This window comes from Streptomyces sp. Q2 (assembly GCF_056820935.1).
In genome coordinates, this window is sequence record NZ_JBXEJE010000001.1 from 162,646 (window position 1) to 185,205 (window position 22,560).

General features: G+C 71.6%; 21 protein-coding genes and 2 pseudogenes. 17 read left to right on the forward strand and 6 right to left on the reverse strand.

Annotated features, from left to right (window positions below; translation table 11 throughout):
- Positions 1-6: 6 nt before the first annotated feature.
- On the reverse strand, positions 7-1,017 hold the full coding sequence (locus ACWBNA_RS00750) for a helix-turn-helix transcriptional regulator (RefSeq protein WP_482701187.1): 1,011 nt from the start codon (positions 1,015-1,017) through the stop codon (positions 7-9).
- Between the two features lie 154 nt (positions 1,018-1,171).
- On the opposite strand from ACWBNA_RS00750, the gene ACWBNA_RS00755 reads away from it, so the two are divergent.
- Both ACWBNA_RS00755 and ACWBNA_RS00760 read left to right on the forward strand, forming a co-directional pair.
- Positions 1,172-1,387 (forward strand): 5'-nucleotidase, encoded by a 216-nt coding sequence (locus tag ACWBNA_RS00755; RefSeq protein WP_482701188.1) that lies wholly within the window; start codon positions 1,172-1,174, stop codon positions 1,385-1,387.
- Positions 1,384-1,719: a Rieske (2Fe-2S) protein gene (locus tag ACWBNA_RS00760; RefSeq protein WP_217242838.1), complete on the forward strand. Its 336-nt coding sequence runs from the start codon at positions 1,384-1,386 to the stop codon at positions 1,717-1,719. Before ACWBNA_RS00755 ends, ACWBNA_RS00760 begins: the two co-directional genes overlap by 4 nt.
- A gap of 486 nt (positions 1,720-2,205) precedes the next feature.
- Here the strand turns inward: ACWBNA_RS00760 and ACWBNA_RS00765 are convergent, their stop codons facing one another.
- Positions 2,206-2,619: a pyridoxamine 5'-phosphate oxidase family protein gene (locus ACWBNA_RS00765; protein ID WP_482701191.1), complete on the reverse strand. Its 414-nt coding sequence runs from the start codon at positions 2,617-2,619 to the stop codon at positions 2,206-2,208.
- Positions 2,620-2,752: 133 nt separating this feature from the next.
- On the opposite strand from ACWBNA_RS00765, the gene clpB reads away from it, so the two are divergent.
- The gene (clpB, locus tag ACWBNA_RS00770) at positions 2,753-5,350 is read left to right on the forward strand and encodes an ATP-dependent chaperone ClpB (RefSeq protein WP_482701193.1); all 2,598 of its coding nucleotides are present in this window, start codon (positions 2,753-2,755) and stop codon (positions 5,348-5,350) included.
- A 75-nt stretch (positions 5,351-5,425) separates the two neighbouring features.
- Here the strand turns inward: clpB and ACWBNA_RS00775 are convergent, their stop codons facing one another.
- Positions 5,426-5,917, reverse strand: coding sequence for a hypothetical protein (locus ACWBNA_RS00775; protein WP_482701195.1), 492 nt, complete (start codon positions 5,915-5,917; stop codon positions 5,426-5,428).
- A gap of 177 nt (positions 5,918-6,094) precedes the next feature.
- Here ACWBNA_RS00775 and ACWBNA_RS00780 point away from each other — a divergent pair, with 177 nt between their 5' ends.
- Positions 6,095-6,622, forward strand: a complete 528-nt coding sequence (locus ACWBNA_RS00780) for a YbjN domain-containing protein (RefSeq protein ID WP_266436239.1) — start codon at positions 6,095-6,097, stop codon at positions 6,620-6,622.
- Positions 6,623-7,063: 441 nt separating this feature from the next.
- Here ACWBNA_RS00780 and ACWBNA_RS00785 read toward each other — a convergent pair.
- Positions 7,064-7,348 (reverse strand): annotated as a pseudogene (locus ACWBNA_RS00785) (TIGR04141 family sporadically distributed protein); the annotation flags it as partial.
- Between ACWBNA_RS00785 and ACWBNA_RS00790 the strand changes: the two are divergent.
- Entirely contained in the window at positions 7,290-7,580 is a 291-nt protein-coding gene (locus tag ACWBNA_RS00790; protein ID WP_482701197.1) for a hypothetical protein, read from the forward strand. The pseudogene ACWBNA_RS00785 and the gene ACWBNA_RS00790 sit on opposite strands and share 59 nt — an antisense overlap.
- A gap of 112 nt (positions 7,581-7,692) precedes the next feature.
- On the opposite strand, the gene ACWBNA_RS00795 is transcribed toward ACWBNA_RS00790, so the two are convergent.
- The gene (locus ACWBNA_RS00795) at positions 7,693-8,895 is read right to left on the reverse strand and encodes a pyridoxal phosphate-dependent aminotransferase (protein WP_482701199.1); all 1,203 of its coding nucleotides are present in this window, start codon (positions 8,893-8,895) and stop codon (positions 7,693-7,695) included.
- A gap of 129 nt (positions 8,896-9,024) precedes the next feature.
- On the opposite strand from ACWBNA_RS00795, the gene ACWBNA_RS00800 reads away from it, so the two are divergent.
- The 11 genes and pseudogenes from ACWBNA_RS00800 to kynU all read left to right on the forward strand — a co-directional run bounded on the left by ACWBNA_RS00800 (position 9,025) and on the right by kynU (position 20,423).
- On the forward strand, positions 9,025-9,402 hold the full coding sequence (locus ACWBNA_RS00800; RefSeq protein ID WP_482701201.1) for a hypothetical protein: 378 nt from the start codon (positions 9,025-9,027) through the stop codon (positions 9,400-9,402).
- 552 nt (positions 9,403-9,954) lie between these two features.
- Positions 9,955-10,485, forward strand: a pseudogene (locus tag ACWBNA_RS00805) (DUF2617 family protein); the annotation flags it as partial.
- Between the two features lie 170 nt (positions 10,486-10,655).
- Entirely contained in the window at positions 10,656-12,293 is a 1,638-nt protein-coding gene (locus ACWBNA_RS00810; protein ID WP_482701203.1) for a polyamine aminopropyltransferase, read from the forward strand.
- A 188-nt stretch (positions 12,294-12,481) separates the two neighbouring features.
- Entirely contained in the window at positions 12,482-13,387 is a 906-nt protein-coding gene (locus ACWBNA_RS00815; RefSeq protein WP_482701205.1) for an SRPBCC domain-containing protein, read from the forward strand.
- A 92-nt stretch (positions 13,388-13,479) separates the two neighbouring features.
- Positions 13,480-14,268, forward strand: a complete 789-nt coding sequence (locus ACWBNA_RS00820; RefSeq protein WP_482701206.1) for an aldose epimerase family protein — start codon at positions 13,480-13,482, stop codon at positions 14,266-14,268.
- A gap of 10 nt (positions 14,269-14,278) precedes the next feature.
- A complete protein-coding gene (gene pyrE / locus ACWBNA_RS00825; RefSeq protein ID WP_482701208.1) occupies positions 14,279-14,827 on the forward strand; it encodes an orotate phosphoribosyltransferase in 549 nt (182 codons plus the stop codon).
- Between the two features lie 225 nt (positions 14,828-15,052).
- Positions 15,053-16,084, forward strand: coding sequence for a class II fructose-bisphosphate aldolase (fbaA, locus tag ACWBNA_RS00830; protein WP_217242822.1), 1,032 nt, complete (start codon positions 15,053-15,055; stop codon positions 16,082-16,084).
- Between the two features lie 66 nt (positions 16,085-16,150).
- Entirely contained in the window at positions 16,151-17,617 is a 1,467-nt protein-coding gene (locus ACWBNA_RS00835; RefSeq protein WP_482701211.1) for an MFS transporter, read from the forward strand.
- Between the two features lie 184 nt (positions 17,618-17,801).
- On the forward strand, positions 17,802-18,215 hold the full coding sequence (locus ACWBNA_RS00840; protein WP_482701213.1) for a DUF3151 domain-containing protein: 414 nt from the start codon (positions 17,802-17,804) through the stop codon (positions 18,213-18,215).
- A 152-nt stretch (positions 18,216-18,367) separates the two neighbouring features.
- Positions 18,368-19,207, forward strand: a complete 840-nt coding sequence (locus ACWBNA_RS00845; protein WP_482701215.1) for a tryptophan 2,3-dioxygenase family protein — start codon at positions 18,368-18,370, stop codon at positions 19,205-19,207.
- Entirely contained in the window at positions 19,200-20,423 is a 1,224-nt protein-coding gene (gene kynU, locus ACWBNA_RS00850; protein ID WP_482701217.1) for a kynureninase, read from the forward strand. Before ACWBNA_RS00845 ends, kynU begins: the two co-directional genes overlap by 8 nt.
- 105 nt (positions 20,424-20,528) lie before the next feature.
- On the opposite strand, the gene ACWBNA_RS00855 is transcribed toward kynU, so the two are convergent.
- Positions 20,529-21,137 carry a TetR/AcrR family transcriptional regulator gene (locus ACWBNA_RS00855; RefSeq protein ID WP_482701219.1) on the reverse strand — a complete coding sequence of 203 codons (609 nt, stop codon included), beginning with the start codon at positions 21,135-21,137 and terminating at the stop codon, positions 20,529-20,531.
- 249 nt (positions 21,138-21,386) lie between these two features.
- Between ACWBNA_RS00855 and ACWBNA_RS00860 the strand changes: the two genes are divergently transcribed.
- On the forward strand, positions 21,387-22,439 hold the full coding sequence (locus ACWBNA_RS00860) for an alpha/beta hydrolase (protein WP_482701221.1): 1,053 nt from the start codon (positions 21,387-21,389) through the stop codon (positions 22,437-22,439).
- The last annotated feature ends 121 nt before the right edge of the window (positions 22,440-22,560 follow it).

Genomic DNA, 22,560 nt, shown 5'->3' on the forward strand with positions numbered 1-22,560 from the left:
CCGCGCTCACGGATGACCGTCTTCCCTCACGCCCGTGTGATCCTGGTCCAGGATCCCCGACTGCGCGATGAGAAAGCCGAGTTGGGCCCGGCTCCCACTGCCCAGGGCCGCCGCGAGTTTGGCGATGTGGGCGCGGCAGGTGCGGACGTTCATGCCGAGGCGCCTTGCGATCGCCTCGTCCACGTGGCCGTCGATGAGGAGCTTGGCGATGGTTCGCTGGACGCCGCTGATGCCCTCGGGTGTTGATTCGTACCGGACCTCGTCCATGAGGGGGGTCGCTCGCTGCCAGAGCTGCTCGAAGACCTTGGTGAGGTACTGCACGAGACCGGGGTGGCGCAGTTCCAGGGCGACCGTCCGGTCGTCCTGTGCCGGGATGAAGGCGACCGTGCTGTCGCAGATGATGAGCCGCTCGATGAGTTCCTCGAGCGTGCGGATCTCCACCTTGGCGCCGGCCATCTTGTCCATGTACGCGTAGGTGCTCTGGCTGTGCCGGACCGTGTGCTGGTACAGGGTGCGCATGGAGATGCCGCGCTCGATCAGCGGCTTGCTGCGCTTCAGCGCCTGGCTGAGGATGTGCTCCGGCCGGCTGCCGCCGGGCTGGACCGTCAGGACTTCGGTGCGGGCCTCGGCGATCGCCACGTCGAGCGCCGAGTGGATGCGGTCGATGCCTTCCAGCACGGTGATGGCGTGCGTGGTCGCGGGTTTCTGGGCACTGATCTCCAGGAACGGCTGGAAGGTTCCGGCGAGGTCGAGGGTGAGCCGGCGGCGGTCCTGGATCTCGCGTTCCAGGGGCTGGAGTTGCTGGGCCAGCACGACGGACGGCGGAACCGGGCGGAGCCACTGTGCGTCGTCCGGATCGGGGTGGAGCAGAGCGAACTCGAGCAGACACGGGGCAGGTTCGACCTCACGGCGAGAGACGCGTCCTGTGCCGAGGGCGGTGGCATAAATTCGCGCACCTTCCGCACATAGGTCGGCTATGCCATGTGGATGTGTCCCTTTTGTGCTCTTCGACGGCAAATCTCCACCCCCCAGGGTCCTGAACGTGCAGGAACATGATGCATCTCTTCTGTGGCATTGACGTGCCTGAATGAGCCATCGTCTTGTTTCACGGGGGAGAGGAAGCCATCAAGTGAGGACGAAGCCGACTATGAAAAAGAGAATGCTTCGCTCGGTGCTTGCCACTGCCTTCGTTGTTGCGCTGGCCAGCGGTGCGGCCGGTCCTCTCGACGTCGGCTGGGCGAGTCCCACTGGAGAGGCGAGCACGGCCGCGATGAAGGACGTCGGCTGGTCGACCGTCGCCGGTGGCAGTGGCGACGTCGGTTGGGTGATCACCGCAGGCGCCAGTGATGACGTCGGCTGGTCGACCCCGGCGGGCGCGGACGCATGACCACTCCACCCGACGACCGCTCCTTCCGCCGCGAAATGGCTACCGCCTACCGCTCGGGATGGCACTTCATCGACCTGGTCACCGCGATCCCCCACGCCGGTGACTCGTTGATGGTGACCGTCTTCGGTGAGCCGGTCGTCGTGACGCGGGACGAGGACGAGGACGTACGGGCCTATCGGTGCCTGCGGCGCCCCCGGGGTGCGCCGCAGCCCGTGCGGTGTGCCATCCGGTACGGAATGATCTTTGTGAACCTGGACCAGCGGGACCATCGACTGGTGGAGCAGGACGCTCCGCCCCAACGAACCATCTCAGCCACCCCCCGCAGTGCCTGACGCGATTCCCCCGTCGTAACAGATCGCGCAGGTACTTCCCCCCGCAGCGGGGGGGGCCGGGGCGGGNCTGGACCAGCGGGACCATCGACTGGTGGAGCAGGACGCTCCGCCCCAACGAACCATCTCAGCCACCCCCCGCAGTGCCTGACGCGATTCCCCCGTCGTAACAGATCGCGCAGGTACTTCCCCCCGCAGCGGCGTCACCGTGACCTGAACACGGTGACGCCGCTGCAGTTTGCGGACTTTTCCGGGTATCGGGCGAATCCGTGTGTGGCCGAAAATGGTCGCTCTTACGTGCGGTGCGGGTTCAGGCGGCTCTGTGCGGGTCCTGGCGGGCTTCCCGGGCCCGCCGCCCGCCCCTTTTCGGCCTCGCGCCGTCCCGGCCCCGGCCTCAGCTCGTCCTCGGTCCCGTCCTCAGCTCCGGCCTCGTCCTCAGCCCCGGCTCCGGCCTCAGCCCCGGCCCAAGCCCACGCCCCGGCCCCGGCCTCAGCCCCGTCCCATCGCCCGCGTCAGCCGGATCTCGATCGCCACCCGCGTCGGGTTCGGGCGCGGTGGGTGCCCGTAGCGCTCCTCGTAGCGGCGTTCCGCCTCCGTGACCTGTTCCGCCTCCGTGCGGACGAACGCCCGGCCCTCCAGGGTGGCCCAGCGGCGGCCGGCGACCTGGCAGACCGCGACCGGGGCGCCCGCCGGGCCCGCCGCCAGGATGTTGCGCACCTTCGTGCTGCCCCGGTCCGAGATCACCCGGGCAAGTCGGCTCTCGGGGTCGTATGTCACTCCGACCGGTACCACGTGCGGGCTGCCGTCGGGGCGGGGTGTCGTCAGGGTGCACAGGTGCCGTTCGCGCCAGAAGCTGAGGTACGACGCGTCCGGGGCACCCGGGTCCTGAGGATGTGCGGCCATGGCCCCGAACCTAGCCGCCCGGAGTCGCCCCGTGGTCACCTTGAGTGGAATAGACTCAAGTTTGTGTACGTTGATTGAGTCAGTGTGACGGGACGGCTGACGCAGGAACGCCCAGGAGGAGGAGACAGCGAACGTGGACGCCGAGCTGACCAACCGGAGCCGGGACGCCATCAACGCGGCCGGCAACCGGGCCGTGACCGAGGGGCACCCGGACCTCACCCCGGCCCACCTGCTCCTGGCGTTGCTCCAGGGGCAGGACAACGAGAACATTGTCGATCTGCTGGCCGCCGTCGACGCCGACCAGGCCGCCGTGCGGGTCGGCGCCGAGAAGGCGATCGGCGCGCTGCCCAGCGTGACCGGGTCCACCGTCGCGCCCCCGCAGCCCAACCGCGAGCTGCTCGCCGTGATCGCGGACGCCCAGGAGCGGGCCAAGGAGTTCGGGGACGAGTACCTCTCCACCGAGCACCTGCTGATCGGCATCGCCGCCAAGGGCGGCCCGGCCGGGGACGTACTCTCCGGGCAGGGGGCCACGGCGAAGAAGCTGTCGGAGGCCTTCCAGAAGGCAAGGGGAGGACGCCGCGTGACCACCGCCGATCCGGAGGGCCAGTACAAGGCCCTGGAGAAGTTCGGGACCGACTTCACCGCCGCCGCGCGGGAGGGCAAGCTCGACCCGGTCATCGGGCGGGACCAGGAGATCCGCCGGGTGGTGCAGGTGCTGTCCCGGCGGACCAAGAACAATCCCGTGCTGATCGGCGAGCCCGGTGTCGGCAAGACGGCCGTGGTCGAAGGGCTCGCCCAGCGGATCATCAAGGGCGACGTGCCCGAGTCCCTCAAGAACAAGCGGCTCGTCGCGCTCGACATCAGCGCCATGGTCGCCGGTGCGAAGTACCGCGGTGAGTTCGAGGAGCGGCTGAAGACCGTCCTCGCGGAGATCAAGGACTCCGACGGGCAGATCATCACCTTCATCGACGAGCTGCACACCGTTGTGGGCGCCGGAGCCGGCGGGGACTCCTCCATGGACGCCGGCAACATGCTCAAGCCCATGCTCGCGCGTGGTGAGCTGCGCATGGTCGGCGCCACGACCCTGGACGAGTACCGCGAGCGGATCGAGAAGGACCCGGCGCTGGAACGCCGCTTCCAGCAGGTGCTGGTCGCCGAGCCGAGCGTCGAGGACACCATCGCGATCCTGCGCGGCCTCAAGGGCCGCTACGAAGCCCACCACAAGGTGGTGATCGCGGACAGCGCGCTGGTCGCTGCCGCGACCCTCTCCGACCGGTACATCACCTCCCGCTTCCTCCCCGACAAGGCCATCGACCTGGTCGACGAGGCGGCCTCCCGCCTCCGCATGGAGATCGACTCCTCGCCCCTGGAGATCGACGAACTCCAGCGCGGTGTCGACCGGCTGAAGATGGAGGAGCTCGCGCTGGTCAAGGAGACCGACCCGGCCTCGCGCGAGCGCCTGGAGCGGCTGCGCCGCGATCTCGCCGACAAGGAGGAGGAGCTGCGTGGCCTGACCGCCCGCTGGGAGAAGGAGAAGCAGTCCCTCAACCGCGTCGGTGAGCTGAAGGAAAAGCTCGACGAACTGCGCGGACAGGCCGAACGCGCCCAGCGCGACGGCGACTTCGACACCGCCTCCAAGCTGCTGTACGGCGAGATCCCCACCCTGGAACGGGACCTGGCGGCCGCCTCGCAGGCCGAGGAGGAGGCATCCAAGGACACCATGGTCAAGGAGGAGGTCGGCGCCGACGACATCGCCGACACCGTCGCCGCCTGGACCGGCATCCCCGCCGGGCGCCTGATGGAGGGCGAGACCCAGAAACTCCTGCGCATGGAGGAGGAGCTGGGCCGCCGCCTCATCGGCCAGACGGAGGCCGTGCAGGCCGTGTCGGACGCGGTACGGCGCACCCGCGCCGGCATCGCGGACCCCGACCGTCCCACGGGCTCCTTCCTCTTCCTCGGCCCCACCGGCGTCGGCAAGACCGAACTCGCCAAGGCCCTCGCCGACTTCCTCTTCGACGACGAGCGGGCCATGGTCCGCATCGACATGAGCGAGTACGGCGAGAAGCACACCGTCGCGCGGCTCGTCGGCGCGCCTCCCGGCTACATCGGCTACGAGGAGGGCGGCCAGCTCACCGAGGCGGTGCGGCGGCGGCCGTACAGCGTCGTCCTGCTCGACGAGGTCGAGAAGGCCCACCCGGAGGTCTTCGACATCCTCCTCCAGGTGCTGGACGACGGCCGCCTGACGGACGGCCAGGGCCGGACGGTGGACTTCCGCAACGCGATCCTGGTCCTCACCTCGAACCTGGGCAGCCACTTCCTCGTCGACCCGATCACGAGCGAGGCGGAGAAGAAGGAGCAGGTGCTGGAGGTGGTCCGGACCTCCTTCAAGCCGGAGTTCCTGAACCGGCTCGACGACCTGGTCGTCTTCTCGGCCCTGTCGAAGGACGAGCTGAGCCGGATCGCCCGCCTCCAGATCGACCGCCTGGCCCAGCGGCTGGCCGAACGCCGCCTCACCCTGGAGGTCAGCGACGACGCCCTGGTCTGGCTCGCGACCGAGGGCATGGACCCGGCCTACGGCGCCCGCCCGCTGCGCCGCCTCGTCCAGACCGCCATCGGCGACCGGCTCGCCAAGGAGATCCTCTCCGGCGAGATCAAGGACGGCGACACGGTCCGGGTGGACGTGTTCGGGGACGGCCTGATCGTGGGGCCGTCGACCGGCAAGACGCTCTGACAAGACACTCTGAGCGGACCACGACACGGGCGGGGATGCCGGTCTTCCCGGCCCCCGCCCGGGTCACGGTCACGGTCACAGCGTGAACGCCACGAACCGCACCCGGGACCAGTTGGGCCCGTCGTGAGTGATGTCGACCTGTACGGCGCCGTGGTCGCCAAACTCCCCGGGGCCCAGGTTCAGGCAGAGGTCGGCCGTGGCCTCGCCGCACTGCGACGTCCGCGGCTCGGGCCCGCCTCGGTACGTGGCCGCCAGCCAGTCCCGCACCTGGTCGCGGGGCATACGGAAGCGGGCGTCGTAGCGGGTGTCGATGCCGGACTGCACCTCGCAGGCGGCGTCGTCCGCGCCGGAGGGCAGCTTCGCCCCGCCGAAGGCCAGCGCCTCGGCGCAGGGTGCCTTCTTGACCACCGTCCGCCCGGTGTCGTCCGTAAACAGCCACAGGGCGAGCAGCACGAGCGCTCCCGCCACCAGCAGGGCCGGTAACGCCACGATCGCCGCGAACACGCCCCAGCGGGTCCTGCCGGGCGTCCTCGGCTGCGTCACGGGTACGTCGCCGCTCCGCGTCATGAGTTCCCCTCCGTCGGGTACCTGTCGGTACCTGCTTCCTGCTTCCTGCTTTCTGCCTCCTGCTTCGATTCTGCTGACCGGATCATGTCAGCCCAGGGCTGACACACTCGCCTGGGCTTGCCACCCCCCTCCCCGCATGGGGGAGGATGGCAGGATCCGTACGAAGGGAAAATCACGGTGACCATCGACCCGTCCTCGATTCCGAACTTCGGGGGCCAGCCCGAGCCGCAGCCGTCAGGTCCGGCGGGCCCCGTCGTCCCGGATCAGGACCTCGTGAAGCAGCTCCTCGACCAGATGGAGCTGAAGTATGTCGTCGACGACGAGGGTGACCTCGCGGCGCCGTGGGAGCAGTTCCGCACGTACTTCATGTTCCGTGGTGAGGGAGACCAGCAGGTCTTCTCGGTACGGACGTTCTACGACCGCCCCCACAAGATCGACGAGAAGCCTCTGCTGCTGGAGTCCATCGACGACTGGAACCGGCGCACCCTGTGGCCCAAGGTTTACACGCACACGCATGACGACGGCACCGTCCGTCTGATCGGCGAGGCGCAGATGCTGATCGGCACCGGCGTCAGCCTGGAGCACTTCGTGTCCTCGACGGTCAGCTGGGTGCGGGCCGCCATCGAGTTCGACAAGTGGCTCGTCGAGCAGCTCGGCCTCGAGCAGGAGGTCAACGACGCGGAGAAGCCCGAAGAGGACGAGTAGGTCCTCCCGGGCCCGTAACAGCCCGTAACGGCCTGTAACGCCGTAGCGGCGACAGAGAGCCCGACCAGGGCGCCGACCCCCACGGTCGCGTGCCAGGGCCGGGCTCTCGCCGTTCGCGGGGTAACTGAGCCGGAGGGCGCGGCCCGTCATACCGAGGTCGACGAGAACCAGGAGGGTCGCACGACCCGCACCGGTCTTCACGTAAATCCATACGACGCAGCGGTGCGCGGCGGCTACGCCGCCAACCGCCGGATCCCAGTCGAGGCGACGGCCGACGGAGTGCAGGCGATGCCGTGACCTCAACCTGAACACCCCACGCTTCGAGCGTCCTGGCCGTCTGTACCAGGGTGACCCGCGAGAACGGGAACAGGGCGTGGCGTCGGCGGTGAGGTCGGCGCCGTCCTTCAGCGGGATCGCGAAGACGACCTTCCACGGCCGGAAGCCGTCCGGCAGACCGTGCCCCTTGCGGGCCTCGGCCACCTTCTCGGCGAACCGCTTCCTCCCCTCCGGGGAGTTCCGCAGTGTCTGTACGGCGACGAGCGCCTGGTTGAAGAGGTGACTCAGCGCGTCTGAGCCCTTGGCCCGCTTCACCATGACCAGGACGTCATCCGGGCTCAGCAGATCGCAGATCTCCACGCCATTCCGGCGGTGCAGCGCTCTCTGGACGTTGTCGCGGTCGAAGCAGCCATACCCGGGCCGCTGGTCAGGCAAGCTCGTCGACCACATCGACGACACGCTGTGGCCCGGCCTCGTGGAGGCGGTGGAAGCCGGTGACCGGGAGCGCGCGGTTCGGACCCTGGCGGAAGCGTGCGCGGTGGCACGGGAGACCGAAGCCGCCTACAAGCTGTACGAGGTCAACCTTCCAGTGCAGTACGAGTCGTCGCCGATGTCCCTGGGAGCCACGAACGACTACCTGAGCGACTTGGAAACATGGTGGGGACTGCCCAAGGCCGAGTGACCGGCGACGGGTGCCGAGCCGCACAAGTCACGTGGCTTCTGCCCTCCACGGCCAAGAGTGGGGCGCCCGTCCACAGCCTGTGGGCGGGCGCCCTCTTTCCGTGCGGTCCGTCTCAGCCCGCCAGTGCCTTGAGCCGGGCCGCCGCCTCCTCCAGCACCCCCGTCTTCTTGCAGAACGCGAACCGTACGAAGGGCGCGCCCGCCTCCCGGTGGTCGTAGAAGACGGCGTTCGGGATGGCTACGACGCCCGCCCGTTCGGGCAGCGCGCGGCAGAAGGCGAAGCCGTCCTTCTCGCCGAGGGGGCGGATGTCGGTGGTGATGAAGTAGGTGCCCGCGGGCCGGAAGACCTCGAAGCCCGCCTCCGTGAGGCCGCTCGCCAGCAGGTCCCGCTTGGCGAGCATGTCGTCGCGGAAGGCGGTGAAGTAGCTGTCGGGCAGCGCGAGCGCCTCGGCGACGGCGTGCTGGAAGGGCCCCGACGCGACGTACGTCAGGTACTGCTTCGCCGAGCGCACTGCGCTGACCAGCCCGGGGGCGGCCGTCACCCAGCCCACCTTCCAGCCGGTGAACGAGAACGTCTTGCCGGCCGAGCCGATCGACACCGTCCGCTCGCGCATCCCCGGGAAGGTCGCCAGCGGCACGTGCTCGGCCTCGTCGAAGACCAGGTGCTCGTACACCTCGTCCGTCACCACGAGCAGATCGCGCTCGACGGCCAGCTCGGCGATCGCGGTGAGCTCTTCACGGGTGAGGACCGTGCCGGTCGGGTTGTGCGGGGTGTTGACCAGCAGCAGCCGGGTGCGGTCGGTGACGGCGGCGCGCAACTCGTCGAGGTCGAGGCGGAAGGTGGCGCCCTCCTCGGTGACGTGCGGGCGCAGCGTCACCGGCACGCGCGTGCCGCCCGCCATCGCGATGCAGGCCGCGTACGAGTCGTAGTACGGCTCCAGGGCGACGACCTCGTCACCGGGCTCGACCAGTGCGAGCAGTGCGGCGGCGATGGCCTCGGTGGCGCCGGCCGTGACCAGCACCTCCGTGTCGGGGTCGTACGACAGGCCGTACCGGCGTTCCTGGTGCGCGGCGATCGCCGTACGCAGCTCCGGGACGCCTGGGCCCGGCGGGTACTGGTTGCCGCGGCCGTCGCGCAGCGCCCGTACGGCCGCCTCCCTGACCTCCTCGGGCCCGTCCGTGTCGGGGAAGCCCTGGCCCAGGTTGATCGACCCGGTCTTCAAGGCCAGGGCGGACATCTCGGCGAAGATGGTCGTCCCGAACTCGGCGAGCCGGCGGTTGAGGAGGGGGCGTGCGCTGGAGGTCATGCCGGTCATCCTGCGCCCAAGCTCTGGAGTTCCTCAACTCTGCTTTGGCGGGAGTGGCGGAGGGGCATCTCCACGGCACGCACCAAGCGAGGCGCCCACGGGGGGCCGCTTCGGGGGAATCGGAAGGAGGGTGGCGCCATGGTCATCGGCATCATCCTGGCGATCGTCTGCTTCGTTGTTGTAGGGGTTTTCATCGCCGTCGGCAGCCGTCGCCGACGTGGCGCGGCACGTCCGGTGGGCCGCGGTGGGGGTTACCGGTCGTCGAGCGGCGGCAGCCACAACAGCGGCAGCGGCAGCGACGCGAGCTGGTGGGTCGCCGGCGGCGTCGCCACCGGTGACGGCGGTTCGGGATCGTCCGACAGCGGCCCGAGGCATGACGGCGGCTCGTCCGGCGGGCACTCCGGCCACTCCTGCGGCAGTGGGTCGTCGTCCTGCGGTGGCGGATCGTCGTCGTCCTGCGGTGGCGGGTCGTCCTGCGGGGGCGGCGGTGGTGGTGGATGCGGGGGAGGCAGCTGACACGGGGCAGCTGAGCTCCCGGAAGGGGGAACCGCATCCGCATCGGGGGGGCGCGGGGGGGGGGGGGGGGGGGGGGGGGGGGGGGGGGGCNGTGGCGGGTCGTCCTGCGGGGGCGGCGGTGGTGGTGGATGCGGGGGAGGCAGCTGACACGGGGCAGCTGAGCTCCCGGAAGGGGGAACCGCATCCGCATCGGGGGGGCGCGGGGGCGTGGAGTCCGTATCTGGATCGGACTCCACGCCCCCGTTGCCGTGTCCGGCTCCCGGCCGATACCACAGCGCCCCGGCGCACGCCCAGACCGCCCCGGCACACGCCGTGGTTGAACAGTTGAGCTGTGGAGCCCTCGGAGGGATGGAAACCCCACGAAGTTGGGTAAAAACCCTGTGGCGGCGCCACAGTTCATGATTCCCTCTAAATCACCAAACCGGCCCCTCGGACATCCCGCGGACACCCGACCCGACACTCCGACTGGGCCGACCGGGCCGAATCCCCGGTGCCGACCGGGGTGCGCCGGACCCACACCTCCCTTTTTTTGCGTGCTAGCGGAGCCGACCCATGCTCACGACCCTGAAGACCTCCTACACCGACACGCGCGCGGCCGACCTCGCCTGGGCCCTGGGGCGCGAGCCCCTCCCCGCACTGGCCACCCTCGACCTCGAACTGACGGGCGCAAAGCTTCAGTTGAGACTCCTCGGCGCATCGCATCAGGTGCTCCTGGAGGAGGCGCGGGGCAGTTGTTCGGAGACGGTGGCGTGCATCTCGGGCAGCAGCACACCGCTCCCGCTGGGCGTGGCCAAGCGGGTGGGCGACTGGGAGTACGAGTTCGCGGCCCGGGTCGAGGTCCTCTCGCCCGGCTCCTTCGCGGGCCGCGCGCAGGAGTTGCTGGCCCTGGTCGCCGACCATCCGCACGGTCTCGCGGGCGTCTTCCCCGGCAACCCGCACGCCTTCACGGCGCTGCTGGCCCAGCGCCACGAGGGGCACGTGCACTGGCGGACCTGGCACGCGTACCCGCAGGACGGGCAGTTGGTGGCGACCAGGACGCGGGTGGGGATGAGAGCGCCGACGGCCCGCTCCGGGCCGCGGCCGGTGCATCTCGCCTTGTCCGGCGTCCGAGGAGCCCGGCAGGAGGCCGACAGGGTCCCGGCGGGATCTCGGCAGGATCCCGGCAGGATCCAAACCCCCGGATGCTCAACTGACCAAGAGTTCCACACGTGTGGGTGACGAAGCGTGCCGTTGCCGTGACGTAACGTCGCAACGTGATCGAACCGCACGCGCCCGCCCCACCCGGCACCACGCCACCCTGGGCGGGCCCCGCGCGGCTGCCCGTCCGCCCCGGCACGGGCCGGTTCCTGGTCCTCGCCTGCGTCTTCGTCTGCGCATCCTGCGGACTCGTGTACGAGCTCGAACTCGTCGCCCTGGCCACCTATCTGATCGGCGACTCGGTCACCCAGGCCTCCGTCGTCCTGTCCGTCATGGTCTTCGCGATGGGCCTCGGCTCCCTCGCCGCCAAACGGCTGTGCTGGCGGGCGGCGGCCGCCTTCGGAGCGCTGGAGGCGGCCCTCGCCCTCGTCGGCGGATGCAGCGCGATGGCCCTGTACGCCGTCTTCGCCTGGACCGGCGACTGGGGCGGCCTGTGGGCGAGCGGCCCCCGCTGCCTCCTGGTCGCCTTCTCCCTGGCCATCGGCCTGCTGATCGGCGCCGAGGTGCCGTTGCTGATGGAGCTGATCCAGCGCATCCGGCGCCAGGACGCGGGCGGGGCGGTGGCCGACCTGTTCGCGGCGGACTATGTCGGCGCACTCGTCGGCGGACTGGCGTTCCCCTTCCTCCTGCTCCCTCTCTTCGGCCAGCTGACCGGCGCACTGCTCACCGGCACGGTCAACCTCATCGCCGGCGGGGCGCTCGTCCTCGGCCTGTTCCGCCGCGACCTGAGCCGCCGCGCCCGCTGGCTCCTGCTGCTCGGCAACCTCGCCGTGTTCGCCGTCCTCGCCACAGCCGCCGTACTCGTCGACGACTTCGAACGGGCCGCGCGGCACGCCGTGTACGGCTCGGACGTGCGGGTCGCGCTGCAGAGCGACGTCCAGGAGATCGTCCTGACCGGCGGCACCGACGGCAGCCCTCTCGCCCTCTTCCTCGACGGCCGCCTGCGGGTCAGCGGCCGCGACGAGCACCGCTACCACGAGGCCCTGGTCCACCCCGCGATGAGCGGCCCGCACGCGCGCGTGCTCATCCTCGGCGGCGGCGACGGACTCGCCGCGCGCGAGGTACTGCGTCACGACGGCGTCCGCCGGGTCGACGTCGTCGAACTCGACGAGGCGGTCGTCCGGCTCGCCCGCCGCGACCCCGCCCTCGCGAAGCTCAACGGTCATGTCTACGGCGACCGGCGCGTCCACGTGGCGACCGCGGACGCCTTCCACTGGCTGCGTGGGGCGCCGCCGACGACGTACGACGTGGTGATCGCGGATCTGCCCGACCCGGGCATCACCGCGAGCACCAAGCTGTACGCGCAGGAGTTCTACGGTCTGGCCCAGCGGGCCCTGAAGGACGACGGCCGCCTCGTCGTCCACGCCGGCCCGGTCGCCTCGCGCCCGCACGTCTTCTGGACGGTGGAGACGACCGTGCGCGCGGCCGGCCTCCGCACGAGCCCCTACCGCGTGGGCGGCCGCGACTCCGGCTTCGCCGCGGGACCCGACCGCTCGGCAGGCGCGTCGAGAGCCCCGCACGACTGGGGGTTCGTGCTCGCGGCACCGGGGGAGCGGCCGGGCCTGCGGCTGGACCCGGACGGGCCGCGCCCCCGGACGATGACGCAGGCGTCGCTGAGGGCGGACGGCAGGGCGGCGGCGGGGACGCGGATCTCGGGGCTGCCGGTTTCGACGCTGGTGCATCCGCGGTACTGAGGCGGTACTGAGCAGGTACGGACGCGGTGGTGGCGCGTGGTGATGGGCTGGTCGGGCGGTCGTCATGGGGGCGGTGGCGCGGTCGTGGCGCGGTCCTGGCGCGGCTCTGAAGAGGGGCTTCCTCGACGCGCGGTCACTTTCGACCAACGGGGGTGCACGACGGCGCTCACTGGGTAGTCTCGGCTGCTATGGAGCATGAGGTGTTCGTTCCGGTTCCGGTCGATCGGCTCAGGGAGGCGCTGGCCGACCCCGCGCGGGTCGCCCGGGCGGTCCCCGGGCTCCAGCAGGACGCCGGTGCCGAGCCCGTCGCGGGGCGGCTGAAGGTGCGCGTCGGCAGTCACTCCGTCACCTACCGCGGCTCCGCACGCGTCTCCGCGCGGCCGGACGGTTCGTACGCCGTCGAGGGCGACGCCGTCGAGGCCCGCGGCGCCGGCGCGGTCAAGCTCGCACTCACCCTCCGCCTCCGGGACACGGACGGCGGCTCCACGGTGACCTTCGACGGCACGGCGTCGGCGGACGGCCGCGTCACGGAACTCCCGCCGGACGCGGTGGCCTCGGCGGCCGCCCGGCTGCTCGGCCGGTTCGCGGAGAACCTGGGGGCCGCGGCGGAGGAGCCGACGGCGGAGGAGCTGACGACGGTGGACGCCACGGATGCCGTTGACGCGCCGGGTGCGCCGGGCGCGCCGGGTGCGCAGGAGGCACCGGACGCCGAAGCGCCGGACGCCCCTGACGCCGCGGAAGCGCCGGACGTCCCGGCGGCTTCCGAAGCTTCGTCCGAGCCGTCCGAGCCGTCCGAGCCGTCCGAGCCCCCCTCCGACTTCGAGACCGAGGTCCCCCCGCCCGCCCTGTCCGGCGCCTCCGAGGACTTCACGGAGCCCGTCCAGCCGCCAGCCGAGGCGGCGCACGCGCGGCGGACGATGATCGGGCGCAGCGCGGAGGAGGTGGACCACGCCCCGCCGCGCGGCCGGTACGCCCCTGTCCCCGCCCCGCAGAGCTTCGCCCCCCACCAGACGCTGCGCTGGGCGGCGCCGGTCGCGGCGTTGGCGCTGGCCTCGGCGATCGTGGTGAGCAGGGCGTTGCGCAGACGTCAGTGAGGCGGCGTTCCTACCGCCCTCGGTGTCCAGAGTCCTCCGGGACTCCCGGTCCGGCCCGACTGCCCTCTTGATCAGCCCAGTAGGGTCGTCACGTGAGTAACGAAGACATCACGCTGACCGCGGGTGACGCGGAAGTGACCGTGCAGCCGGGCAACGGCGGCCGGGTGGGAGGACTCCGCGTCGGCGGGGTCGAACTCCTGCGCCAGGGCGACCGTTTCGGCTGCTTCCCGATGGTTCCCTGGTGCGGCCGGATCAGGGACGGCCGGTTCCGGGACGGCGCGACCGTCCGCCAGATGCCGCTCAACTCCCCGCCGCACGCCATCCACGGCACCGTGCGCGACGGCGCCTGGCGCACCGCCCGCACCACCGCCGACGAGGCGGTCATCACGTACGACCTCGTCGACCCCTGGCCCTACCCGGGCCGTGTCACCCAGGTCGTCGCCCTCACCGAGGACGCCCTGACGCTGACCATGTCCGTGGAGACGTACGAGTCCTCCTTCCCGGCCCAGATCGGCTGGCACCCGTGGTTCAACCGGAACCTGGGGCAGGAGGACGTGCGGCTCGGCTTCGAGGCCGCCTGGCAGGAGGAGCGCGGCGAGGACCACCTGCCCACCGGCAACCGCCTCGACCCGAAGCCCGGCCCCTGGGACGACTGCTTCGGCATGCCCGGCGGCGTGGACGTCACGCTCACCTGGCCGGGGCAGCTGGAGCTGAAGGTCACCAGCCCCGAGCAGTGGGTCGTCGTCTACGACGAGCAGGAGGCGGCCGTGTGCGTGGAGCCGCAGACCGGGCCGCCCAACGGGCTGAACACGCTGCCGCGCCTGGTCACGCCGCTGGAGCCGCTGGAGGCCTCGACCAGCTGGGCGTGGCGCCGCCTCTAAGCTGGCTGGCATGACGGACGTACGCGGAACGCTGCTGCAGCAGATCAAGGACAAGGCCGTGGTGCACGGCAAGGTGACCCTGTCGTCGGGTCTGGAGGCCGACTACTACGTCGACCTGCGGCGCATCACCCTCGACGGCGAGGCCGCCCCGCTCGTGGGTCAGGTGCTGCTGGACCTGACCGAAGACCTCGACTTCGACGCGGTGGGCGGGCTGACCATGGGCGCCGACCCGGTGGCCGCGTCGATGCTGCACGCGGCGGCCGCCCGCGGCAGGAAGCTGGACGCCTTCGTCGTACGGAAGGCAGCGAAGGCGCACGGGTTGCAGCGGCGCGTGGAGGGTCCGGAGATCGCGGGCCGTCGGGTGCTGGTCGTCGAGGACACGTCCACCACCGGCGGCTCTCCGCTGGCCGCCGTGGAGGCCGTGCGCGAGGCCGGCGCGGAGGTCGTCGCCGTCGCGACGATCGTCGACCGGGCGACCGGTGCGGCCGAGAAGATCGAGCAGGGCGCGGGTGTCCCGTACCGGTTCGCGTACTCGAAGGACGAGCTCGGTCTGGACTGATCCGGCGGTTGTCCGGCCATAGTCCGGCCATAGTCCGGCCATAGTCCGGCCATAGTCCGGCCGTTGGCCGGCCATAGTCCGGTCGGTTATCCACAGGCTGGACACGGGGGAGGGACCATCCGGCCAAGTCTGGAAAGATGGGGCCGACGATGACGTCACCCCCAAGGTCTAGGTCAGGGCCGTAGTACGCAGAACGCCAACCCGCACATACCAAGGAGCGGACAGATGCCCATCGCAACCCCCGAGGTCTACAACGAGATGCTCGACCGGGCGAAGGCAGGCAGGTTCGCCTACCCGGCCATCAACGTGACCTCCTCCCAGACCCTGCACGCGGCCCTGCGCGGCTTCGCGGAGGCGGAGAGCGACGGCATCATCCAGATCTCGACCGGTGGCGCCGAGTTCCTGGGCGGGCAGCACAGCAAGGACATGGTGACCGGCGCGGTCGCCCTGGCCGAGTTCGCGCACATCGTCGCCAAGAAGTACGACATCACGGTCGCCCTGCACACGGACCACTGCCCGAAGGACAAGCTGGACGGGTACGTACGTCCGCTGCTGGCCGTCTCCGAGGAGCGCGTCGCGCGCGGCGAGAACCCGCTGTTCCAGTCCCACATGTGGGACGGCTCGGCGGAGACCCTGGCCGACAACCTCTCCATCGCCCAGGAGCTCCTGGAGCGCGCCCGCGCCGCCAAGATCATCCTCGAGGTGGAGATCACCCCGACCGGTGGCGAGGAGGACGGCGTCTCGCACGAGATCAACGACTCCCTGTACACGACGGTCGACGACGCGGTGCGTACGGTCGAGGCTCTCGGCCTCGGCGAGAAGGGCCGCTACCTGCTGGCCGCGTCCTTCGGCAACGTCCACGGCGTGTACAAGCCGGGCAACGTGGTTCTCCGTCCCGACCTGCTGAAGGACCTCAACGAGGGCATCGCCGCCAAGTACGGCAAGCCGGCCGGCTCCCAGCCGTTCGACTTCGTCTTCCACGGCGGCTCCGGCTCCTCCGCGGAGGAGATCGCGACCGCGCTGGAGAACGGCGTCGTCAAGATGAACATCGACACCGACACGCAGTACGCGTTCACACGCCCGGTCGTCGACCACGTCTTCCGCAACTACGACGGCGTCCTGAAGGTCGACGGCGAGGTCGGCTCCAAGAAGACCTACGACCCGCGCACCTGGGGCAAGCTGGCCGAGGCCGGCATGGCCGCGCGCGTCGTCGAGGCCTGCGGGAACCTGCGCTCCAGCGGCACGAAGATCAAGTAGCGGCAGCGCTCAAGCGATTGCGGCGAGCCCGGTGCCACAGCACCGGGCTCGCTGTATACCTGGGGCATGCCCGATGTCCGGCTGGCCTCGCCGCAAGGCAAGTGGATCCTGTTCACCACCGTCCTCGGCTCCAGCATGGCGCTGCTGGACTCGACCGTCGTCAACGTCGCCCTGCCCCGCATCGGCCGCGACCTCGACGCGGACCTCGCCGCCCTGCAGTGGACGGTCAACGCGTACATGCTGACGCTGGCCGGGCTGATCCTGCTCGGCGGGTCCCTCGGGGACCGGTTCGGCCGCCGGAAGATCTTCGTGATCGGCGTGCTCTGGTTCGCCGCCGCCTCCCTGCTGTGCGGGCTCGCCCCGAACGCCGGTTTCCTCATCGCCGCCAGGGCGCTGCAGGGGGTCGGGGGCGCGCTGCTCACGCCGGGTTCCCTCGCCCTCATCCAGGCCTCCTTCCATCCCGACGACCGGGGCAGGGCCGTCGGTCTGTGGTCCGGGTTCGGCGGGGTCGGGGCGGCGGTCGGGCCGTTCGTGGGCGGCTGGCTGGTGGACGGGCCCGGCTGGCGGTGGGTGTTCCTGCTCAACGTGCCGCTCGCGTTGCTGTGCGCGCCGATCGCCATACGGCACGTTCCCGAGTCCGGGGACGGTCGTACGCACACCCGCTTCGACGTGCTGGGGGCGGTGCTCGGCGCGCTGGCCCTCGCTCTCGTGACATACGCGCTGATCGAGGCGCGGGAAGGCTCCCTGCTCGTCGTGCTCACGGCCCTCGCCGGGGTGGGCACCGCCGTGTTCTTCGTCCTCGTCGAGCGGCGCAGGGCCGATCCGATGATGCCGACGGACATCTTCGCGTCCCGCCAGTTCACCGCGGTCAACCTGGTCACCCTGTGCGTGTACGCGGCCTTCGGCGGCTTCTTCTTCCTCGCCGCGCTCCAGCTCCAGGTGGTCGTCGGCTACTCGGCCCTCGGCGCCGGTACGGCACTGCTGCCCACGACCGCCCTGATGCTGCTGTTCTCCGCCCGCTCGGGCGCCCTGGCCGCCCGCATCGGGCCGCGTGTCCCGCTCACCGTCGGACCGCTGCTGTGCGCCGCCGGGATGCTGCTGATGCTGCGGGTCGGGCCGGGGGCGTCGTACGTCGCGGACGTGCTGCCGGCGCTGCTGGTCCTCGGCCTGGGGATGGTGACCCTGGTCGCGCCGCTGACGGCGACCGTCCTCGGGTCCGTGGACACCGCGCGGGCCGGGCTGGCCAGCGGGATCAACAACGCGGCGGCCCGGGTGGCGGGCCTGATCGCCGTGGCGGCGCTGCCGCTGATCGCCGGGATGGGCGAGGAGGCCTACCGGTCGCCGGTGGCCTTCGACGCCGCGTTCGGACGGGCGATGACGGTGTGTGCGGGCGTGCTGGTGGTGGGGGCGGCGGTGGCCTTCACGACCGTGCGGAACCTTCCGCCGGACTGCCGCAAGCCGGAGTGCATCACGCACGGGTCCGTGACGGCGCCGCCGCTGGAGGGGCAGCGGGCGCGGAAGCGGCTGGCGTAGCGGCACGAGGCTGTCGTGCGGTGCCGTGCCGTGCCGTGCTGGCGCGGAAACGGCTGGCGTAGCTGCACGATCGCGCGCTGTCGTGTGTCGCTCTGCGGCGCGTCGCTCCGTCGGAGGTCGCTCCGTCGCGCGTCGCGCCGTCATGGGGCGCTCCGTCGCGCGTCGGATGGAGGAGACTTGGCCCATGTCCATTCACGAAAACCTTCTCGGGGGACCGCCCCCGACCCACCTCCCCGACGACCCGGAGCCGCGGGAGCTGCTCGCGAACGGCACCGCGCCGGCGGACGTCGCCGCGAAGTACCCGACCTCCTCGCTGGCCTGGGCCCAGCTGGCCGACGAGGCCTTCGAGCGGGGCAGCGTCGTGGAGTCGTATGCCTATGCCCGTACGGGCTACCACCGCGGCCTGGACTCGCTGCGCCGCAACGGCTGGAAGGGCCACGGCCCGGTCCCCTGGGAGCACGAGCCGAACCGCGGCTTCCTGCGCGCCCTGCACGGCCTCGCCCGCGCCGCGCAGGCGATCGGCGAGCAGGAGGAGTACGAGCGCTGCTCACAGTTCCTGAAGGACTCCTCGCCGACGGCGGCCCAGACCCTGGGCTAGACGTCGTACTTCCGCCGGGCCCGTCTGATGTGATCAGGCGGGCCTTGCCATTTCGGAGGACCATCGAAGAGGATGCCCGGCGGGGACCGGGGCCCCCGTGTCGGTAACGGCAGGGGCGGACCGCTACCCGGAGTACACAACAGGAGACAGCGATGTCCCACGAGGCTCACGAATCCCCGGAGCCCGAGACTCCGCATCTCGACTTCGCAGGCACGACGCCGTACGAGGACTACGTCAAGGCGGACGTGCTCACCCACCTCCAGCACACCCTCTCCGACGATCCCGGAGAGATGGTCTTCCTGGTCACGACCCAGGTGATGGAGCTGTGGTTCACCGTCATCGTCCACGAGTGGGAGACCGCGGCACACGCCCTGCGCTCCGACGACGTGCCCACGGCCGTGGCGGCGCTGAAGCGTTCCGTACGGGAACTGGAGGCGCTGAACGCCTCCTGGAAGCCGCTCGGCCAGCTCACGCCGGCTCAGTTCAACTCGTACCGCAGTGCCCTCGGTGAGGGCTCCGGCTTCCAGTCGGCGATGTACCGCCGGATGGAGTTCCTGCTCGGCGACAAGTCCGCGTCCATGCTGGTCCCGCACCGGGGCGCACCCCGCGTCCACGGGGAGCTGGAGAAGGCGCTGCACGAGCCGAGCCTGTACGACGAGGTGCTGCGGCTGCTCGCGCGGCGCGGACACGCGATCCCGGCCTCCGTCCTCGACCGTGACGTGTCCCGCCGCTACGAGCCGTCGCCGGAGGTGGAGGCGGCGTGGACCGCCCTCTACTCAGGTGAGGAGAGCGACGAACTCGCCCGCCTCGGCGAGGCGCTGACCGACGTGGCCGAGCTGGTCTGGCGCTGGCGCAACGACCACCTCGTCGCCACCCGGCGCGCGATGGGCTCCAAGACCGGCACCGGCGGCTCGGCCGGCGTCGCCTGGCTGGAGAAGCGCGCGCAGAAGAACGTGTTCCCCGAGCTGTGGACGGCGCGATCTCATGTCTGACATCACGGAACTCGCCTTCAAGGCACGGGAGTTGGACGCCGGCGACGAACTGGCCGGGGTGCGCTCACGGTTCGTGCTCGACGACGTCGTCTACCTCGACGGGAACTCGCTCGGCGCGCTGCCGACGGCCGTCCCCGGGCGCGTCGACGACGTCGTACGACGGCAGTGGGGCGAGCTGCGCATCCGCTCCTGGGACGAGAGCGGCTGGTGGACCGCGCCCGAGCGGATCGGCGACCGGATCGCCCCGCTGGTGGGGGCGGCGGCCGGGCAGATCGTGGTCGGCGACTCGACCAGTGTCAACGTCTTCAAGGCACTGGTGGGAGCGGTGCGGCTGGCCCGGCTCGGCGACTCGGCCCGCGACGAGATCGTCGTCGACGCGACGACCTTCCCGACGGACGGGTACATGGCGGAGTCGGCGGCCCGGATGACCGGGTGCACCCTGCGCCCGGTGACGCCGGCCCAGGTACCGGGCGTGCTGGGCGACCGTACCGCCGCCGTCCTGCTGAACCACGTCGACTACCGCACCGGACGGCTGCACGACCTGCCCGGTCTGACCGCCGCCGTGCACGCGGCGGGCGCGATCGCGGTCTGGGACCTGTGCCACAGCGCGGGCGCCCTGCCGGTCGGCCTCGACGAGCACGGCGTCGACCTGGCCGTCGGCTGCACCTACAAGTACCTGAACGGCGGCCCGGGCTCACCGGCGTACCTCTACGTCCGCCACGAGCTGCAGGACCGCTTCGACTCCCCGCTGCCCGGCTGGAACTCCCACGCCGAACCCTTCGGCATGTGCGCCGACTACGAACCGGCCCCCGGCGCCCGGCGCGGCCGCGTCGGCACGCCCGACATCCTCTCCATGCTCGCCCTGGAGGCGGCCCTGGAGGTCTGGGACGGCGTCCCGATCGACACCGTCCGGGCCAAGTCCCTCGCCCTGACGGACTTCTTCCTGGAGTGCGTCGCCGAGTACGTCCCGCCGGGCCGGGTGGAACCGCTGACACCGGTGGCCCACGAGGAGCGGGGCAGCCAGGTGGCCCTGAGGTGCTCCGACGCCGGTGAGGTCATGGAGCGGCTGATCGGACGAGGGGTCGTCGGGGACTTCCGACGCCCGGACGTCCTCCGCTTCGGCTTCACGCCGCTGTACGTCGGGTTCGCGGACGTGGAGCGGGCGGCGGGGGTGTTGGGGGAGACGCTGCGGGGCGGTGCGGGAGGCGAGGGCTGAGGCGGGATTCGGGTGGGTAGCGGGTAGCGCCCTGCAAGAGGGCGGGTCGCGGTTCGCCGTGCCGCCCCTGCAGGGCCCTGCCCTGTCGTCCCGGTGTCGGTGCGGTCAGATCGCGGTGGCGTACACACCGGCTTCCGCCGCCGCGACGGCCGCGTCCGCCGCGCGCTCGGCGTCGGCGGGGCCGGGGGCGACGCCGGTGGTGAGGAAGCCGTAGTAGAGGGGAGCCGAGACCGCCCGCACGACGGTCGCCGCGTCCGTGCCGGCCGGCAGCTCGCCCCGGGCGACGCCCTCCGCCACGCATGGCGCCCACTCCGCCACCCGTACCTCGTAGAAGCGCCGCAGCGCCTGGGCCGTACGCTCGTCGCACGCCGCGGCGGCGATGACCGCGCGGAACAGCGCGCCCTGCCGGGGGTCGGCGAGGGTCCGCCGGACCAGCGAGGCGTTCGCGCGCAGGTCACCCCGTACGGAACCCGTGCGGGTACGGGGCAGCGACTGCTCGGCCATGTCGGCGAGCAGGTCGGCGACCAGGCCGGTCACCGAGCCCCACCGCCGGTACACGGTCGTCTTGCCGACCTCCGCGCGCCGGGCCACGTCCGCGAGGTCGAGCCGGTCGAAGCCCTGCTCGGCCAACACGTCCCCCGCGGCCCGCAGTACGGCCGTACGGACTCGCGCGGTACGCCCGCCGGGGCGCACGGTGCCGGGCTCGGCGGACATATCGGCCTCCTTGATCCAGGTGCGGGGGCCACGGTGGACGGGTACGCGGGCCCCGGTGTCAGCGTAACGAAACAGCAGAACCGTTTAACCCTCACCGAGCGTGACATCCCCGTGTCCGCGCACGTCATGAGCCTGATAGCGTCCCCGCCAACGGCCGAGTCTCCCAACGGGATTGCCTCCCGGTCCGCCAAATCCTCCCCAGTGCCGAAAGCCTGGGAGGTACCCCCATCGTCGTTGAGAGGTTGGAGCATGCCGGACGACGCCGCAGCGCGCGATGCCGCAGCTGCCCGTGCCGCCGCCGAAGAGGAGTCGGCCTTCTCGCACCAGGCGGTCGACCCCGATGCCACCTCGGCGTACGGCGATCATCCCGACCAGGTGATCGACTTCTATGCCCCGCACCACGAGGTCGTGCCCGGGGTTCAGGCCCCGCTGGTCGTCGTCCTGCACGGCGGCGCGTGGCGTGCCCCGTACGACCGCCGTCACATCTCCCCGTTCGCGCACTTCCTGACCCGTCGGGGGTTCGCGGTGGCGAGCGTGGAGTACCGGCGGGGGGATGAGGGCGCCGGGGTGGAGGGAGGGGCTGGGGTCGAGGACGGGGCTCCGGTGCACGACGGGGCTCGGGTGGTGGACGACGGGGCTCGGGTGGACGACGGGGCTCGGGTGAGGGCCGGGTCCGAGGCCGGGGCTGGAGGCGGGGTCGGGGCTGGGGTCGAGGTGGGGTCCGGGGCGGCCGCCCCGATCGCGGGGCGCTGGCCGGACACCTTCGACGATGTCGCCGCCGCGCTGGACGCGCTGCCCGCGCTCGTCCGTGAGATCCTCCCGCAGGCCGACCCGCGCCGCATGCTGGTCGCCGGCCACTCGGCGGGCGGTCATCTCGCCCTGTGGGCCGCGGCCCGCCACCTGCTGCCGGCCGACGCCCCCTGGCGCACGGACCGCCCGGTGTCGCTGCGAGGGGTCGTCGCCCTCGCTCCGATCGCGGACTTCGCGGTGGCGGAGAAGCTGGACGTGTGCGGAGGGGCGGTACGCCAACTCCTCGGCGGGCAGGACGCGTTCGCCGAGCGCCAGCCCTACGCCGACCCCGCCCTCCTGCTTCCGACGGGCATCGCGACGACCCTTGTCCAGGGCCGTGCCGACGTGGTCGTCCCGCAGGCGGTCGCCGAGTCCTACGCGGACGCGGCGGCGAAGGCGGGGGAAGTGGTGGGCCTGACACTCCTGGAGGACGTCGGCCACTTCCCGTTGATCGACCCGGCGGCGGACGCGTGTGCGGTGGTGGCGGAGGAGATCGCGCAGTTGGCGTGGTGACGACCCGGAGCGGGGGTGGTCGACCCGGGGGTGCCGGGGGGTGCCGGCCCCCTGGGGTTCCGGCGGTGCCGGGGGGTGCCGGGGGTTCCGGCGGTGCCGGGGGGTGCCGGGGTGCCGGCGG